This is a genomic window from Pseudomonas sp. ASL9 (genome assembly GCF_056680335.1).
The window spans coordinates 500,237-513,950 of record NZ_CM155277.1 but is presented as its reverse complement, the minus strand read 5'-3'; the positions used below and the strand labels follow the sequence as shown (position 1 = coordinate 513,950).

At 60.0% G+C, this 13,714-nt stretch carries 12 protein-coding genes and 3 pseudogenes; 3 read left to right on the top strand and 12 right to left on the bottom strand.

What is annotated here, in order from left to right:
• The first annotated feature begins 11 nt into the window (after positions 1–11).
• Positions 12–200, top strand: a complete 189-nt coding sequence (locus AC1ME2_RS02320) for a M48 metallopeptidase family protein (protein WP_480439077.1) — start codon at positions 12–14, stop codon at positions 198–200.
• 9 nt (positions 201–209) lie between these two features.
• Here AC1ME2_RS02320 and AC1ME2_RS02315 read toward each other — a convergent pair.
• The 8 genes and pseudogenes from AC1ME2_RS02315 to AC1ME2_RS02280 form a co-directional block, all read right to left on the bottom strand.
• Positions 210–493 (bottom strand): annotated as a pseudogene (locus AC1ME2_RS02315) (FCD domain-containing protein); the annotation flags it as partial.
• A gap of 159 nt (positions 494–652) precedes the next feature.
• Positions 653–1,201: pseudogene (locus AC1ME2_RS02310) on the bottom strand (IS66 family transposase); the annotation flags it as partial.
• A 506-nt stretch (positions 1,202–1,707) separates the two neighbouring features.
• On the bottom strand, positions 1,708–2,496 hold the full coding sequence (locus tag AC1ME2_RS02305) for an amino acid ABC transporter ATP-binding protein (protein WP_480439075.1): 789 nt from the start codon (positions 2,494–2,496) through the stop codon (positions 1,708–1,710).
• A gap of 17 nt (positions 2,497–2,513) precedes the next feature.
• Entirely contained in the window at positions 2,514–3,755 is a 1,242-nt protein-coding gene (locus tag AC1ME2_RS02300) for an NAD(P)/FAD-dependent oxidoreductase (RefSeq protein WP_480439073.1), read from the bottom strand.
• A 49-nt stretch (positions 3,756–3,804) separates the two neighbouring features.
• On the bottom strand, positions 3,805–4,515 hold the full coding sequence (locus AC1ME2_RS02295; RefSeq protein WP_480439071.1) for an ABC transporter permease: 711 nt from the start codon (positions 4,513–4,515) through the stop codon (positions 3,805–3,807).
• Positions 4,512–5,231, bottom strand: coding sequence for an ABC transporter permease (locus AC1ME2_RS02290; RefSeq protein WP_480439069.1), 720 nt, complete (start codon positions 5,229–5,231; stop codon positions 4,512–4,514). Before AC1ME2_RS02290 ends, AC1ME2_RS02295 begins: the two co-directional genes overlap by 4 nt.
• A 111-nt stretch (positions 5,232–5,342) precedes the next feature.
• On the bottom strand, positions 5,343–6,098 hold the full coding sequence (locus AC1ME2_RS02285) for a transporter substrate-binding domain-containing protein (RefSeq protein ID WP_480439068.1): 756 nt from the start codon (positions 6,096–6,098) through the stop codon (positions 5,343–5,345).
• Positions 6,099–6,110: 12 nt separating this feature from the next.
• Positions 6,111–6,986: a MurR/RpiR family transcriptional regulator gene (locus AC1ME2_RS02280; RefSeq protein ID WP_480439067.1), complete on the bottom strand. Its 876-nt coding sequence runs from the start codon at positions 6,984–6,986 to the stop codon at positions 6,111–6,113.
• Between the two features lie 144 nt (positions 6,987–7,130).
• Here AC1ME2_RS02280 and AC1ME2_RS02275 point away from each other — a divergent pair, with 144 nt between their 5' ends.
• Positions 7,131–8,162, top strand: coding sequence for an Ldh family oxidoreductase (locus AC1ME2_RS02275; RefSeq protein ID WP_480439066.1), 1,032 nt, complete (start codon positions 7,131–7,133; stop codon positions 8,160–8,162).
• Positions 8,163–8,365: 203 nt separating this feature from the next.
• Here AC1ME2_RS02275 and AC1ME2_RS02270 read toward each other — a convergent pair.
• Positions 8,366–8,482, bottom strand: a pseudogene (locus AC1ME2_RS02270) (GNAT family N-acetyltransferase); the annotation flags it as partial.
• A gap of 146 nt (positions 8,483–8,628) precedes the next feature.
• On the opposite strand from AC1ME2_RS02270, the gene AC1ME2_RS02265 reads away from it, so the two are divergent.
• Entirely contained in the window at positions 8,629–9,249 is a 621-nt protein-coding gene (locus tag AC1ME2_RS02265; RefSeq protein ID WP_480439065.1) for a TetR/AcrR family transcriptional regulator, read from the top strand.
• Between the two features lie 112 nt (positions 9,250–9,361).
• On the opposite strand, the gene preA is transcribed toward AC1ME2_RS02265, so the two are convergent.
• The 3 genes from preA to hydA all read right to left on the bottom strand — a co-directional run bounded on the left by preA (position 9,362) and on the right by hydA (position 13,541).
• A complete protein-coding gene (gene preA / locus AC1ME2_RS02260) occupies positions 9,362–10,636 on the bottom strand; it encodes an NAD-dependent dihydropyrimidine dehydrogenase subunit PreA (protein ID WP_480439064.1) in 1,275 nt (424 codons plus the stop codon).
• A complete protein-coding gene (locus tag AC1ME2_RS02255) occupies positions 10,637–12,004 on the bottom strand; it encodes an NAD(P)-dependent oxidoreductase (RefSeq protein WP_480441961.1) in 1,368 nt (455 codons plus the stop codon). It abuts the gene before it with no gap.
• Between the two features lie 97 nt (positions 12,005–12,101).
• Entirely contained in the window at positions 12,102–13,541 is a 1,440-nt protein-coding gene (gene hydA, locus AC1ME2_RS02250) for a dihydropyrimidinase (RefSeq protein ID WP_480439063.1), read from the bottom strand.
• Positions 13,542–13,714: the final 173 nt, after the last annotated feature.

Here is a 13,714-nt window from a genome sequence, read left to right as displayed (position 1 = left end):
AAAATTTATAATTGGCTGTCGCCCAAGCAGCTGTTGATGATCCGAGAGTCCCAATCTACGGGCAATATCCACATCAAAGATATTGGTTACCGTTGACCATCATCGACTACATCATCGTCCACGAGCTTTGCCATCTGCATCATCGTGATCATTCAAATGCGTTTTGGAATGAGGCCGCCAAGTGCTGCCCGGCCCGCTGAGCGCCAAGCTCAAAGAGCAACGGCAGCCTTGCCCAGCCCGCCGCGTTGCATGACCTCGACGATGATTGGCACCGGAGTCATCAGGTGGTTGCGCATCATTGCTGTTGCACGAACGGTATCGCGGGCGAGGATGGCTTCGACCAGCGCGGCATGTTCCTTGCGCTTGAGCTTCTCAGGGCTTCTTCAGAGAACACTGTTTGCGTCAGCCACAGGTGGCGGTAGCGCTCGGCTTGGTCAAAAAGGTAGGTACGCGCCTAGAGTAAATGCTTGGAGCCGCAGCCAGCCGCAATGGCATTCCGCTGGCGCCATCGTTTTCTGGGGGCCTGATTGCCGCGCCCCGCTCGCAAACGAGGGGGCAACGCTAAGAGTAAAGGCATGAGCGATGAATGGGTGCCGGTTCTGGTTGTCAATTACCTGGGCTGGCGGCGCCTGCTTGAGCGTTATGGAAACCAAATCAATCCCTTGGTTTTATTGAAGGAATCACTCGGACATGACCCTATGCAACGCTTAACGCAGACATAGCCCACCCATTTGCCACGGAGATGACGTTCGACGGTAAATACGCCGGGCGTGTAGTCGAGTGTTTTGCTGACATCTTCGTCGATGCGCTTGAGGGCGCAGCCACAGGTGCACTGGGTGTTGTCAGGTTCGTGATGGATCAGGGTGCGGGGAAACTGCGCGGGCAACGGCGCGTACTTCGGTTTTTGGCGTGCCTCGGACGAAGCAGGCGCGGGTTGCAGGGCCTCAAGTTCGGCTTCGATGGCGGCAATGTCGGTGTCGAGCAGGTCATCGAGGAGGCTGGCTTGCGTCGGGTTCAACTGTTCACTGCGCTTGGCAAAGCGATGGCGCTTGAGCAGCGTGATTTCGTGGGTGAGTTGTTCGTTGACCGTTTTGAAGTGGTGGACTTGTTTGCCCAGGCTTTCGACGCGCTGCGTCAACTGCGCGGCCAGGACGCGCAGTTGTTCAGCATTCAGTTGGTCGAGAGCGGGGGCACAAGTCATGCCGCCGATTTTGCCAGAGCCGGCAATAATCGACGACAGACTGATCGGACAATGACGCAGGCAATCCTGCTAAACCGCAGATCACAGCACAGTGATCGCTCCACCGGGGCCAACCCTCTGCCACGGCAAACCCAGCACCAGCGCCTGAAGTCGTTCGATGTTCAATTCGGCTTGCGAGCCGTGTCGAGGGTTCGACCAGACGAAGCGACCCTGGTTGAGCCGCCGGGCTGCCAACCGCCACGACCCTAGCCAAAGCCGTTTCCGTACCGGCGCGCATGTCCATGCCGGGCATATTCGTCTGCACGTGAGGAGTCGAATTTTTGAACGGCGTCGGGATTTGAGTCCGGCATCAGATTTCCTCTTTGCCCAATTCGCTGTCACGTTAGCGCCAGCAATTGAATAAAGTAAATTCATGTTTTTACTAAATTTCATTCCTGCAAGGAATCTGATGCTGCCGGATCAGTAGACATTCGGACTGATGAGGGGGGCGATCCCGGCCCCCGACCTCAATGCACAATCTGCGCAAGAAACGCTTTGGCTCTCGCGCTCTTCGGCGCGCCGAAGAAGTCATTCGGCGGCGCATCCTCGATGATCTTCCCTCCATCCAGAAACAGCACCCGTTCGGCCACTTGCCGGGCGAAACCCATTTCGTGGGTGACGCAGAGCATGGTCATGCCGCTGCCGGCGAGTTTGACCATGACGTCGAGGACTTCGCTGACCATTTCCGGGTCCAGCGCTGAGGTCGGTTCGTCGAACAGCATGATTTTCGGTTCCATGCACAGCGCCCGGGCGATGGCCACGCGTTGTTGCTGGCCGCCGGAGAGTTGGCTGGGGTATTTGTCAGCCTGGTTTTCGATGCCGACTTTGTTGAGGTAGTTGCGGGCCAGTTCTTCGGCTTTTTTGCGCGGCAGGCCGCGTACCGAGATGGGTGCCAACGTGCAGTTATCGAGCACGCTCATGTGCGGGAACAGATTGAAGTGCTGGAACACCATGCCCACTTCGCTACGCACTTTGGCGGCTTGTCGGGTGTTCTGCGACAGGTCGGTGTCGTCAATCAGGACGGTGCCTTTTTCGGCGATTTCCAGGCGGTTGATACAGCGAATCAGCGTCGACTTTCCGGAGCCGGAGGGGCCGCAGAGCACGATGCGTTCGCCTTCGCGGACTTTCAGGTCGATGTCGTGCAACACATGGAAAGCGCCATAGAACTTGTTCAGCCCGGCAATATCGACCACCACTTTACGGGTGTCCGGGACTATGATTGCCTGCGTTTCCAGCAGGGCAGTATTGGTTTGCATGCTCAGGTCTCCAGCGATCAGTGGAAGCGCTCGGCGCTGTAAGGCGTCGGGTCGGTGAACGGCATGCTGCCGGTCATCATTTCAGCCAGCAGGCGACCGCTGACCGGGCCCAGGGTCAGGCCGTGGTGAGCGTGGCCGAAGTTGAACCACAGCCCCGGATGGCGACTGGCCGGTCCAATCACCGGGCACATGTCCGGCAGGCACGGCCGACGACCGAGCCAGGGTTCAGCGTCGAGGCGTTCGCCCAGCGGGTAGAAATGACGGGCATGCTCTTCGCAGCGACGCAGCTGGATTTCATTGATCGGGTCATCGCTGTCGGCGAACTCGATCCCGGTGGTCAAACGAATACCGCCCACCATTGGTGCCAGGACGTAGCCACCCACCGGATCAAGAATCGGGTGATGCATGTGAGTATCGGGTTTGGCTGCGTAGTGCATGTGGTAGCCGCGTTTGATCGCCAGCGGAATACGATAACCCAAGGGTTCGAAGATGCCTCTGGCCTGGGGCCCGAGGGCGATAACCGCTTCGTTGCTGGTGATCAGGCCGAGGTCGCTTTGCACCTGCCATTGGCCTTTTTTTTGGCGTAGGGTCAGGGCGTCGCCTAGCACGAAGGTGCCGCCGCGTTTTTTGAACAGTTCGGCGTAACCCCGGGTCAGGCCACCCGGATCGCTGACAGTTTTGGGGTCGAGCCAATGCAGGCCACCTATCACCTCGGCATGCAGCCCAGGTTCACGTTGATGAATCTGCTGCTGGTCGAGGACCACATAGTTCAACCGGTACTCACTAAGGCCCAAGGCATCCTGTTTGGCCTTTTCGAAGGCCGCTTGATCGCGGAAGGCTTCGATCCAGCCGTCGCCTTGAATCAGGCCGGTCATGCCCGCCGGTTCCGCCAGCAGATCATGTTCGATGACGCAGCGCTCTACCAGCGGCAGCATGGTCCGGGTGGCAGCGGCCAGCCCTTTGGGGCCGGAATGGCGCCAGTATTGCAGCAACCATGGGCCAGCCTTGGGCAGGTAGCGCAGGCTGTAGCGCACATCCGACTGTTGGTTGAGGCCGTAACGCAGCAGCTTTGAGAGCTGGCGCGGAAACGCGTAGGGGATCACGCTGGCGCGCTCGATCAACCCGGCGTTGCCGTGACTGGTACCGTTGCCCGGCTGCTGGCGGTCGAGCAGTACCACTTTGCGGCCGCGGGCCTGCAACTGCAGCGCGGTGCTGACGCCGACAATCCCGGCGCCGAGAACGATGGTTTCGCAATGCATGGGTAAATCCTTGGTGCGCGGGCCGCGATGGCAGCCCAGGAAAGTCGGTTCAGTTCAAATGACGACCAAGACGGCCTTCGATCAGCTTCAGGCTGCGGCGCACCACTTCGACGATCAGCAAGTACAGCACTGCGGCCCAGAGATAGATCTGGAAGTCGAAACTGCGGGAGAAGGCCAGCTTGGTCACGCCCATCAAGTCGTAAATGGTCACCAGCGAGGCAATGGCGCTGGCCTTGATCATCAGGATCAGCTCGTTGCCCAGCGGCCCGATGGCCACCAGCAGCGACTGCGGCAGGATGACTTTGCGAAAGGTGGTCCAGCGCGACAGGCTCAAGGCTTTTGAAGCTTCGCGCTGGCCCTGGGCGACCGCCAGCAGGCTGCCGCGCAGGATCTCGGCCTGATAGGCCGCGGTGTTCAGGGTGAAGGCCAGCAGGGTGCAGAACCAGGCATCGCGGAAGAACCACCACAGGCCGATGTCTTGCCAGAAGCCTTTGAATGAGCCCAGGCCGTAATACAGCATGAACAGCTGCGCCAGCAGCGGTGAGCCACGGAAGAAGTACACATAGGCGCCGGTAAAGCTGCGCGCCAAGCGGTTGTTTGACAACCGCCCCAGCGCAATCAGCAGACCGAGCAGAGCCCCGAGGGTGAAGGAAATCGCCACCAGTTTACCGGTCACCAGCAACCCGTCGATAAAGCGCGAGCCGTAGCGATCGAGCAGTTCGGGGCTGAGAAACAGGTTCAGCACATCATCGACGCTCATGGGCGGGCACTCCGTTGATGGCGGCTGAAATACTGCTCAAGAAAGTGGAACAAGCGACCGGACAGTGCCGAAAAAAACAAATAGCCGAAGCAGGCCACGGCATAGAAGAACATCGGCTCCTTGGTCACGCTGACCGCCAGGTTGGTCTGACGCATCAGATCGATCAGGGAAATGGTCGAGACCAGTGACGTGTCTTTAAGCAATGACAGCCAGTTATTCGACAAACCCGGCAGAGCAATGCGCGCCAGTTGCGGCAGTACGACTTTGCGGAAAGTGGTGCCCTTGGACAACCCCAATGCCGCAGCCGCCTCAAACTGCCCCTTGGGCACGGTCTTGAAGGCACCGAGCCAGATCTCGCTGGAAAACGCGGCGAACATCAGGCTGAAGGCGATCATCGCTGCAACGAAGGTATTGATCGTCACTTCGGTCTTGTAGCCCATTGCGGCTAGGATCTTCTGCGCGGAGATTTGGCAACCGTAGTAAATGATCAGCAGCGTCAGCAGCTCCGGTAGCCCACGGAACACCGTTGAAAACGTTGTGGCCCAAGCCCGCAACCAGCGCCGTTTGGAGCGCGCCGCCAACGCGACGCCCAGGCCCAGCGGCAAGCCGACCGGCACGCAACTGAGAGCCAGGGCTATGGTCACCAGGGCACCGGCCAACAAGGCCGAACCCCAGCCGCCGCTGGCGAAAGATAACAGTGACAGATGTTCGAACATGCCCGAACCCTCTCGTGAAGTTAAGCCCACACGCTGCCGACGCGCTCAAGGTGGCACGGGGCAGCGGTGCCAGAGAAGAAGGTCCAGAGCCAGCGCCCTGGACCTGAGGGGTTAATAGATATCGAAGGCGAAGTAGTGGCGGGAGATCTTTTTGTAGGTGCCGTCAGCGACAATTTCATCCAGCGCCTTGTTGAAGCGTTCGCGCAGGGCATCGTCACCCTGGCGCACGGCAATGGCGGCGTCGGCGGTGGTGCCGTTGACGTCACCGATGATCTTGCAGCAGTTCTTGCCGGCGGTTTCGGCCCAGGCCAGCAGCGGGAACTTGTCGGCAATCACCCCCTCGACTCGGCCGGCGGCCAGATCGCTATTGGCTTCGTCCTGGGTGGGATAGAGCTTCACCTCGGCACCGGCCGGGCCGTAATGTTCTTCGGCATAGATCGCCTGGGTCGAGGACGACTGTGCGCCCACCGCCAGCCCTTTGAAATTGGCCTGGGCGTCGGTGATTTTCGAGTCCTTGGCGACGGCCACGGACAGCGGCGTACGGTAGTAGCGATTGGTAAAAGCGATTTTCTTTTTGCGCTCATCGGTGGCGATCATTGAGGCGACCACCGCATCGTATTTCTTGGCCATCAGTGCCGGGATGATGCCTTCCCAATCCTGCGCGACGATAGTGCACTCAACCTTCATCCGCTCGCACAGGGCATTGGCGATGTCGACGTCAAAGCCGTGGAGTTTGTTGTCCGAGTCAACGTAGTTGAACGGCGGATAGGCGCCTTCAGTGGCGATTTTCAGTACTTCGGCCTGGGCGCCTGATATACCGGCGATGACCATTGCACATGCACTTGTAAAGCGAATAACGTTTTTCATCTGACACCTCTATTATTGTTTTGGTCCTGGTGAGGATGTGTATCCAACAAACTCGTTATGTAATGCGGCGGTTGCTTCAAGACGTCTTTCGACTTCGGGGCCCAACTGCTTGCACACCTCGTTGACCAGCAGGTGCACCAGCGACAGCATGGCTGCCGTGGATTCCCAGAACAGGTTGAACTCGGTTGGCACGCGGAACACTTCATCGGCGTTTTGCTCGGCCCAGTCGCAGAATGTGTCGGTGACCAGGGTCACCGCGATTCCGGCTTCGCGGGCCTTGCGGCACAGGTTCAGGGCGTGGCGGGAATAGCGCCTGGCTTCGAACACCACCAGTGCGCAATCCTCGGGGTTGCTGAGCAGCACGTCGGCGTAATGCCCGGCGGCACCGTCGACCAGTTGCACGCCGTCGCGCAGGTACTGCAGCAGATGCACCATGGAGGCGGCGATGCCGCGCTCGGTCTGGAACCCGGCGACAAACACCTTGCGCCGAGTGGCCAGGCGCTGGCTGACGGTTTGCCAGTCCGGGGTCAGGCTGTATTCGTAGACCTTGATCAGCGCGCCGACTTCCAGCTCGAGGCTGCGCGGCAAGCCTTGCGGGCTTTGACTGGACTGCCGGCGGTACTCCTGCAAACGGTCACCGACCAGCCACGGGCCATCGCCTAGGTCGGCTTTCAGGTCGTTTTTCAGGTCTTTGAAATGGCTGTAGCCGATGAAGCGGCAGAAGCGCCCGACGGTGGACTCGCTGACCCCCAGCTTGACGGCGATATCGGCCGAGGTCTGGAACGGTAATTCGTAGAGGTTGGCCAGCATGTAATTGGCGATCGCCCGGCCCGAGGCGGAGGTGGTCGACAGGCTGCTTTCGAGACGTTGTTTGATGGGCTGGCTCAAGGCTGTTTCCTGTGATTATTCAGCGCTTGGGCAAGAATGTGAATGTTTTATGGCACAAAGTCAATATTTGACAGATAACTGGCATGACTGGATAGTCAGGCAGCTGTTGCCCACTCCCAATAACAATTCACCTGGAGCCTCAGAATGTCCGAATCCACGACCGTATTGCCCGAGATCGAGTACCTTTACCTCTCTGATTTGACCCAGATGCTGCAACAGATTTTCGAGCGCCACGGCACCTCCACGCAGGTCGCGCGTGTTTTGGCCGACAACTGCGCCAGAGCCCAGCGTGACGGTTCTCATAGCCATGGGGTGTTCCGGATCCCCGGTTACTTGTCGTCCCTGGCCAGCGGCTGGGTCGATGGTCAGGCGCGGCCCATCGTGGAAGATGTGGCCTCGGGTTTCGTCCGGGTGGATGCCGCCAACGGTTTTGCCCAGCCGGCGTTGGCCGCTGCGCGCGGTTTGCTGATCGACAAGGCACGGAGCGCCGGTATCGCCGTGTTGGCGATCCGCAACTCGCACCATTTCGCCGCGCTGTGGCCGGACGTCGAGCCGTTCGCCAATGAGGGTTTAGTGGCTCTGAGCGTGGTCAATAGCATGACCTGCGTGGTGCCTCATGGCGCGCAAGGGCCGTTGTTCGGCACCAACCCTATTGCCTTTGCCGCGCCGCGTGCTGGCGGCGAGCCCATCGTCTTCGACCTGGCTACCAGCGCCATCGCCCATGGCGATGTGCAGATTGCCGCGCGCAAAGGTGAACAATTGCCTCTGGGCATGGGCGTCGACAGCCAGGGCCAAGCCACTCAGGACCCGAAAGCGATCCTTGCTGGCGGCGCCTTGTTGCCCTTTGGTGGGCACAAGGGGTCGGCCTTGTCGATGATGGTTGAACTGCTGGCAGCAGCGCTGACCGGAGGGAATTTTTCTTTCGAGTTCGACTGGTCGAAGCATCCCGGTGCGCAAACACCCTGGACCGGCCAGTTGGTCATCCTGATCGATCCGAGCAAAGCCGGTGGTAACAGCTTCGCCAGTCGTAGCGAAGAACTGGTGCGGCAGATGCGTGCCGTGGGGCTTGAGCGTTTACCGGGTGACCGACGTTATCAAGCGCGGGAACAATCGCGCAGCGTCGGCATTCCGTTGGCGGCGGATGAACTGGCGAGGTTGCGTCAACTGGCGGGTTGATTCAGCCGCGCCGGGCTCTTGTAGCAGCTGGCGAAGCCTGCGTTCGGCTGCGAAGCAGTCGTAATACGGCAAACCGCGTCTGTGCTGAAGGAATGAGGTTGCTGGTTTTACAACCGCTTCGTCCGAGTACGGCCCTGACCGAACGCAGGCTTCGCCAGCAACTGGAGTCGATTAGAGCGCTACGTGGAAGCAGGTTTTTAGGCGTCGCGCACCAGAAGGTAGAAAAACCGGATGTCATCTTCGCTCAGAAAGTCATGGGTGGCGCGCACCGAGCGTTCCCATAGGGCGGCGAGGGCAGCATCGTCGGCGGCGACACGGGGGGCGAATGTTCACGGTGGGAGTCCGTTGAAGTCCAGGAGCGGGGGATGCTACCCAATCGGGTTTTGCTCGGGTAGGTGCGACAGGGCGGTCGCCGCGATCCGGGACGGGTGATAGTCTTGAGCAACGCTGTAGTCAGGGACCCCTCATGGGTAATCACAAGATCGAGATTCGCCGCAGTAACGTCGAGAAAATCCTGCTGGGGGCGGAGAAGGTCTTCGCCGAAAAAGGTTTCGGCAGCACCGCCATGGCCGATATCGCCGCCGAAGTGCACCTGCCGCGCTCCAATCTGCATTATTACTTCAGTACCAAGGGCGAGCTGTACAGCGCTGTGCTGTTCGACCTGCTGGAAGTCTGGAAACAGGACGCGCTGTGCTTTGAGATGTTCGACGACCCGCGAGTGGTGCTCAGCAGTTACATCCGCGCCAAGATGAACCATTCCCGCAGCCGGCCTTACGGCTCGAAAGTCTGGGCCAACGAAATCATCCACGGCGCGCCGACACTGGGTGAGGCTCTGGACGCCAGCCTGTACGATTGGGCCAAGATGAAAGAAGCGAAAATTCGCCAATGGGTGGAGGACAAACGCATCCTGCCGGTAGAGCCTTCCAGTCTGTTGTACATGATCTGGGCCTCGACCCAGCACTACGCCGACTTTGATCATCAGGTGAATATTCTGAATGACCATCAGCCGTTGTCCGACATGCAGTTTGAGCGGGCGGTGCAGACGGTGACCAGTGTGATCTTGCGGGGGATTGGGTTGGAACCGTAGGTTTTGCGGTGGGGAGGCGGGCAAGCCCGCCCCACATGAGGTCTCCAGTGTTCAGAAGCCCCCTGTGTGAGTGGGCTTGCCCGCGAAGGCGTCAGCTCAGGCGCCGCAGTTCTTAAAGGGCGACATGGTAGGGATTGCGCGGATCATGATTCCAATCCAGAAACGGTTTGCCGGTGTTCATAGGCACCATCTCGATGCAATCGGCCACCGGACAGGTGATCTGGCACAAGTTGCACCCCACACACTCATCATCAATCACTTCGTATTTATGCGTGCCGTCCGCTTGCTTGAGGCTGGCAATCGCCTGGTGCGAGGTATCTTCGCAAGCGATGTGGCAACGCCCGCAGCCGATACAGGCCGCCTGATCAATCTTGGCGATTACCTGATAGTTGATGTCCAGGTACTTCCAGTCTGTGGTGTTGCCCACCGCCCGCCCAGAAAATGCGTTCAGGTTGGCGTAACCCTGACTGTCCATCCAGCGCGATAGCCCGTCCTTCATTTCGTCGACAATCCGGAAACCATGCAGCATCGCCGCCGTGCACACTTGCACCGCGCCGCTGCCCAGGGCAATGAATTCCGCCGCGTCGCGCCAACTGCCGATGCCACCAATGCCGCAGATCGGCAGGCCTTGGGTCTGCGGGTCGCGGGCGATTTCAGCGACCATGTTCAGCGCAATCGGCTTCACCGCCGAACCGCAATAACCGCCGTGGGTGCTTTGGTGGCCGACGGTGGGGATCGCGACCATTTGCTCCAGGTTGACGCTGGTGATCGAGTTGATGGTGTTGATCAACGACACCGCATCGGCGCCGCCACGGTGGGCCGCACGGGCGGCGAGGCGGATGTCGGTGATGTTTGGCGTGAGCTTGACGATCACCGGCAGCGAACAATAGGTTTTGCACCAGCGAGTGACCTGTTCGACGTACTCCGGCACCTGGCCCACCGCTGCGCCCATACCCCGTTCAGGCATGCCGTGGGGGCAACCGAAGTTCAGCTCGATGCCGTCGGCACCGGTGGCTTCCACCAGCGGCAGGATGAATTTCCAGGACTCTTCGACACAGGGCACCATCAGCGACACGATCAGCGCGCGGTCCGGCCAGTCCTTTTTCACCTGGGTGATTTCCCGCAGGTTGATCTCAAGCGAGCGGTCGGTGATCAGCTCGATGTTATTGATGCCCATGACTTCGCGGTTGGCACCGAAGTGCGCGGAGTAGCGCGACGAGACGTTGACGGCCGCCGGGTCTTCACCCAGGGTTTTCCAGACGACACCGCCCCAGCCAGCCTCGAACGCGCGGACCACGTTGTAGGCTTTGTCGGTAGGCGGCGCGGAGGCCAGCCAGAACGGGTTAGGGGCTTTGATACCGGCGAAGACAATCGACAGATCGGCCATTTACGCAGCCTCCACATTGAGCATCAGTTGAGCATTAATGGCCTCGGCGGCCCGTTTGCCGTGCTGTACCGCTTGCACGGTGAGGTCCTGATCGAGGCTGGTGCAGTCGCCGCCGGCATACACTCCGGGGATGCTGGTGCGCAGCTGTTCGTCTACCTGGATGCGCTCGCCCTGACGCTTGAGTTCCCGGGCTAGGGGGTCGGTGAGGGCGCTGGCGTCGAACGCCTGGCCGATGGCTTTGAAGATGGCATCGGCGGCCAGCTCGAAGGTTTCCCCGGTGGTTTGCAGGCGACCGTCTACCAACCGGGTTCGGGCGAAGCGCATGCCGCGCACGTTGCCTTGATCGTCGAGCAGCACTTCATCGGGTTGCGCCCAGGTCAGCAAGCGCACCTGATTGGCCTTGGCGATGTCCTGCTCGTGGCCGGTCGCGCCCATGTCCTCGACACCACGGCGGTACACCAGATTCACATTGCGAGCGCCCAGACGTGCCATTTGCACAGCCATGTCGATCGCGGTGTTGCCGGCGCCGAGGACGATGCAGCGGTCGGCCAACGGCAGTTGCGTCAGATCATCGGTCTGGCGCAGTTCGCGGATGTAGTCGGTGGCCGCGAGCAGCCCCGGCGCCTCTTCGTGGGGCAGGCCCAGTTGCTTGCTGGCGGCCAGGCCGAGCCCGAGGAACACCGCGTCGAATTGTGAGTGCAGTTCGCTCAAGGTCAGGTTCTCGCCGAGTTTCTGCCCGTGGCGGATTTCAATGCCGCCGATTTGCAGCAGGAAATCCAGCTCCTTCTGCGCGTAATCGTCCACCAGTTTGTACTTGGCGATTCCGTACTCGTTGAGGCCACCGGCCTTTTCCCGAGCTTCGAAAATCACCACGTCATGACCGTGCATGGCGCTGCGATGGGCGCAGGACAGCCCCGCAGGACCGGCGCCGACCACCGCGATACGCTTGCCGGTGGCGGCAGCGCGCTGGAAGGGGTGCTGGCTAAAGTGTGTGTTGTCCACGGCATAACGCTGCAACAGGCCGATCAGCACCGGTGCGCATTCCTGGGCGTTGTTGCGTACGCAGGCTTGCTGGCAGAGGACTTCTGTCGGGCACACCCGGGCACAACTGCCGCCGAGGATGTTGGCCGAGAGGATTTTCTGCGCGGCGCCCTGGACGTTGTCCTGATGGATATTGCGGATGAACGACGGAATATCAATCTCGCTCGGGCAAGCATTCACGCATGGCGCGTCGTAGCAATACAGGCAGCGCGAGGCTTCCAGATGAGCTTGACGGTCGTTGAGCGGTGGCGCCAGATCGGTGAAGTGGCTGGCAAGGGCGGCCGCATTCTCATGGGGATGCGGGAGGTGGTTCAGGGTCTTGATCACGGTATTGGCCTCACGATTATTGAGGTACTGCCTCTGATGGGCATTGGTTTTTTCGTCGCCTGTGCCGACGCCTTCGCGAAAGCCGAAGGCCTCGATCTCAGCGTTTAACTGCAACCGGCCGATGCAACTCAGCCCGCTTGCTCAGCAAATCAAACACCGCCGGATACGCCGGCCGTTCGATGTAGCGTCCGGCCCCGCGTTCGGCACGCAAGTCGCCATCGGCCCACACCACGCGGCCCTGGCTGACGGTATGGCTGGGCACACCGCGCACGGTCTTGCCTTCGAAGATGTTGAAGTCCACGTGCTGGTGGTGAGTCTTGGCGCTAATGGTGCGGGTGCCGGCGGGGTCCCACAGCACCAGGTCAGCATCGGCGCCGACGCGGATCGCGCCTTTGCGCGGGTAGAGGTTGAAGATTTTCGCGGTGTTGGTGGAGGTGAGCGCGACGAAGTCCTGCATCGACAAACGGCCGGTGTTCACCCCTTCGTCCCACAGCACCGCCATGCGGTCTTCGATGCCGGCAGTACCGTTGGGGATCTTGCTGAAATCGTCACGCCCTGCCGCTTTTTGCTCGGCGCAGAAGCAGCAATGGTCGGTGGCCGTGGTGTGCAGATTGCCCGATTGCAGGCCGCGCCAAAGCGCTTCTTGATGACCGCGCGGACGGAAGGGTGGGCTCATCACATAGCCGGCGGCGGTCTGCCAGTCGGGATGTTGATAGACGCTGTCGTCCAACAGCAGATGGCCGGCCAGCACTTCGCCGTAGACCGGTTGGCCCTTGCTGCGAGCGTAGGTGATTTCGTCGAGGGCTTCCTGGGTCGACACATGCACCACATACAACGGCGTGCCGATGGTTTCGGCGATGCGAATCGCCCGGCTGGCGGCTTCACCTTCTACTTGCGAAGGTCGCGACAGCGGATGGGCTTCCGGGCCGGTGATGCCCTGGGCCATCAGCTTGCGTTGCAGGTGATAAACCAGTTCACCGTTTTCCGCGTGCACCGTGGGCACGGCACCGAGTTCCAGGCAGCGTTCGAAGCTCGCCACCAAGGTGTCGTCGGCCGCCATGATCGCGTTTTTGTAGGCCATGAAATGTTTGAAGCTGTTGACTCCGTGATGGCTGACCAACTCGGCCATTTCCTCGCGGACCTGCTCGCTCCACCAGGTGATAGCTACGTGAAAGCCGTAATCGGAGGCCGATTTCTCGGCCCAGCCACGCCACTGGTGAAAGGCCTCCAGCAATGACTGCTGCGGATTGGGGATCACGAAGTCGATGATTGACGTGGTGCCACCGGCCAGACCCGCCGCCGTACCGCTGAAAAAGTCTTCGCTGGCCACTGTGCCCATGAAGGGCAGTTGCATGTGGGTGTGGGGGTCGATGCCGCCGGGCATCAGGTATTGTCCGCTGCCATCGAGCACTTCGGCACCGACGGGAACATCAAGGTTTTCGCCGATGGCCTTTATCACGCCGTCGGCGCAATAGACGTCGGCGCGGTAACTTTCATCATGGGTAATAACGGTGGCGCCACGGATCAACAGAGACATTCCGAGTTCCTCGCAGGCATGACCGACTGATGCCGGTTCTAAATGTTTTATATGAAGATGGTGCAAACAGGTGTATTCCTGTCAGCGCTGTCAGGAATAGAATCTAGTTGTAGTTCAAGGAATGAGCAAGAATATTTTTTATAAGCTTATATATTTTTTAAGTTTATGAAAAA

Excerpts from the sequence above, each read along its gene's own strand:
- AC1ME2_RS02305 (WP_480439075.1), bottom strand. The coding sequence starts at position 2,496 with ATGCAAACCAATACTGCCCTGCTGGAAACGCAGGCAATCATAGTCCCG.
- AC1ME2_RS02300 (WP_480439073.1), bottom strand. The coding sequence starts at position 3,755 with ATGCATTGCGAAACCATCGTTCTCGGCGCCGGGATTGTCGGCGTCAGC.
- AC1ME2_RS02295 (WP_480439071.1), bottom strand. The coding sequence starts at position 4,515 with ATGAGCGTCGATGATGTGCTGAACCTGTTTCTCAGCCCCGAACTGCTC.
- AC1ME2_RS02290 (WP_480439069.1), bottom strand. The coding sequence starts at position 5,231 with ATGTTCGAACATCTGTCACTGTTATCTTTCGCCAGCGGCGGCTGGGGT.
- AC1ME2_RS02285 (WP_480439068.1), bottom strand. The coding sequence starts at position 6,098 with ATGAAAAACGTTATTCGCTTTACAAGTGCATGTGCAATGGTCATCGCC.
- AC1ME2_RS02275 (WP_480439066.1), top strand. The coding sequence starts at position 7,131 with ATGTCCGAATCCACGACCGTATTGCCCGAGATCGAGTACCTTTACCTC.
- AC1ME2_RS02265 (WP_480439065.1), top strand. The coding sequence starts at position 8,629 with ATGGGTAATCACAAGATCGAGATTCGCCGCAGTAACGTCGAGAAAATC.
- preA (WP_480439064.1), bottom strand. The coding sequence starts at position 10,636 with ATGGCCGATCTGTCGATTGTCTTCGCCGGTATCAAAGCCCCTAACCCG.
- hydA (WP_480439063.1), bottom strand. The coding sequence starts at position 13,541 with ATGTCTCTGTTGATCCGTGGCGCCACCGTTATTACCCATGATGAAAGT.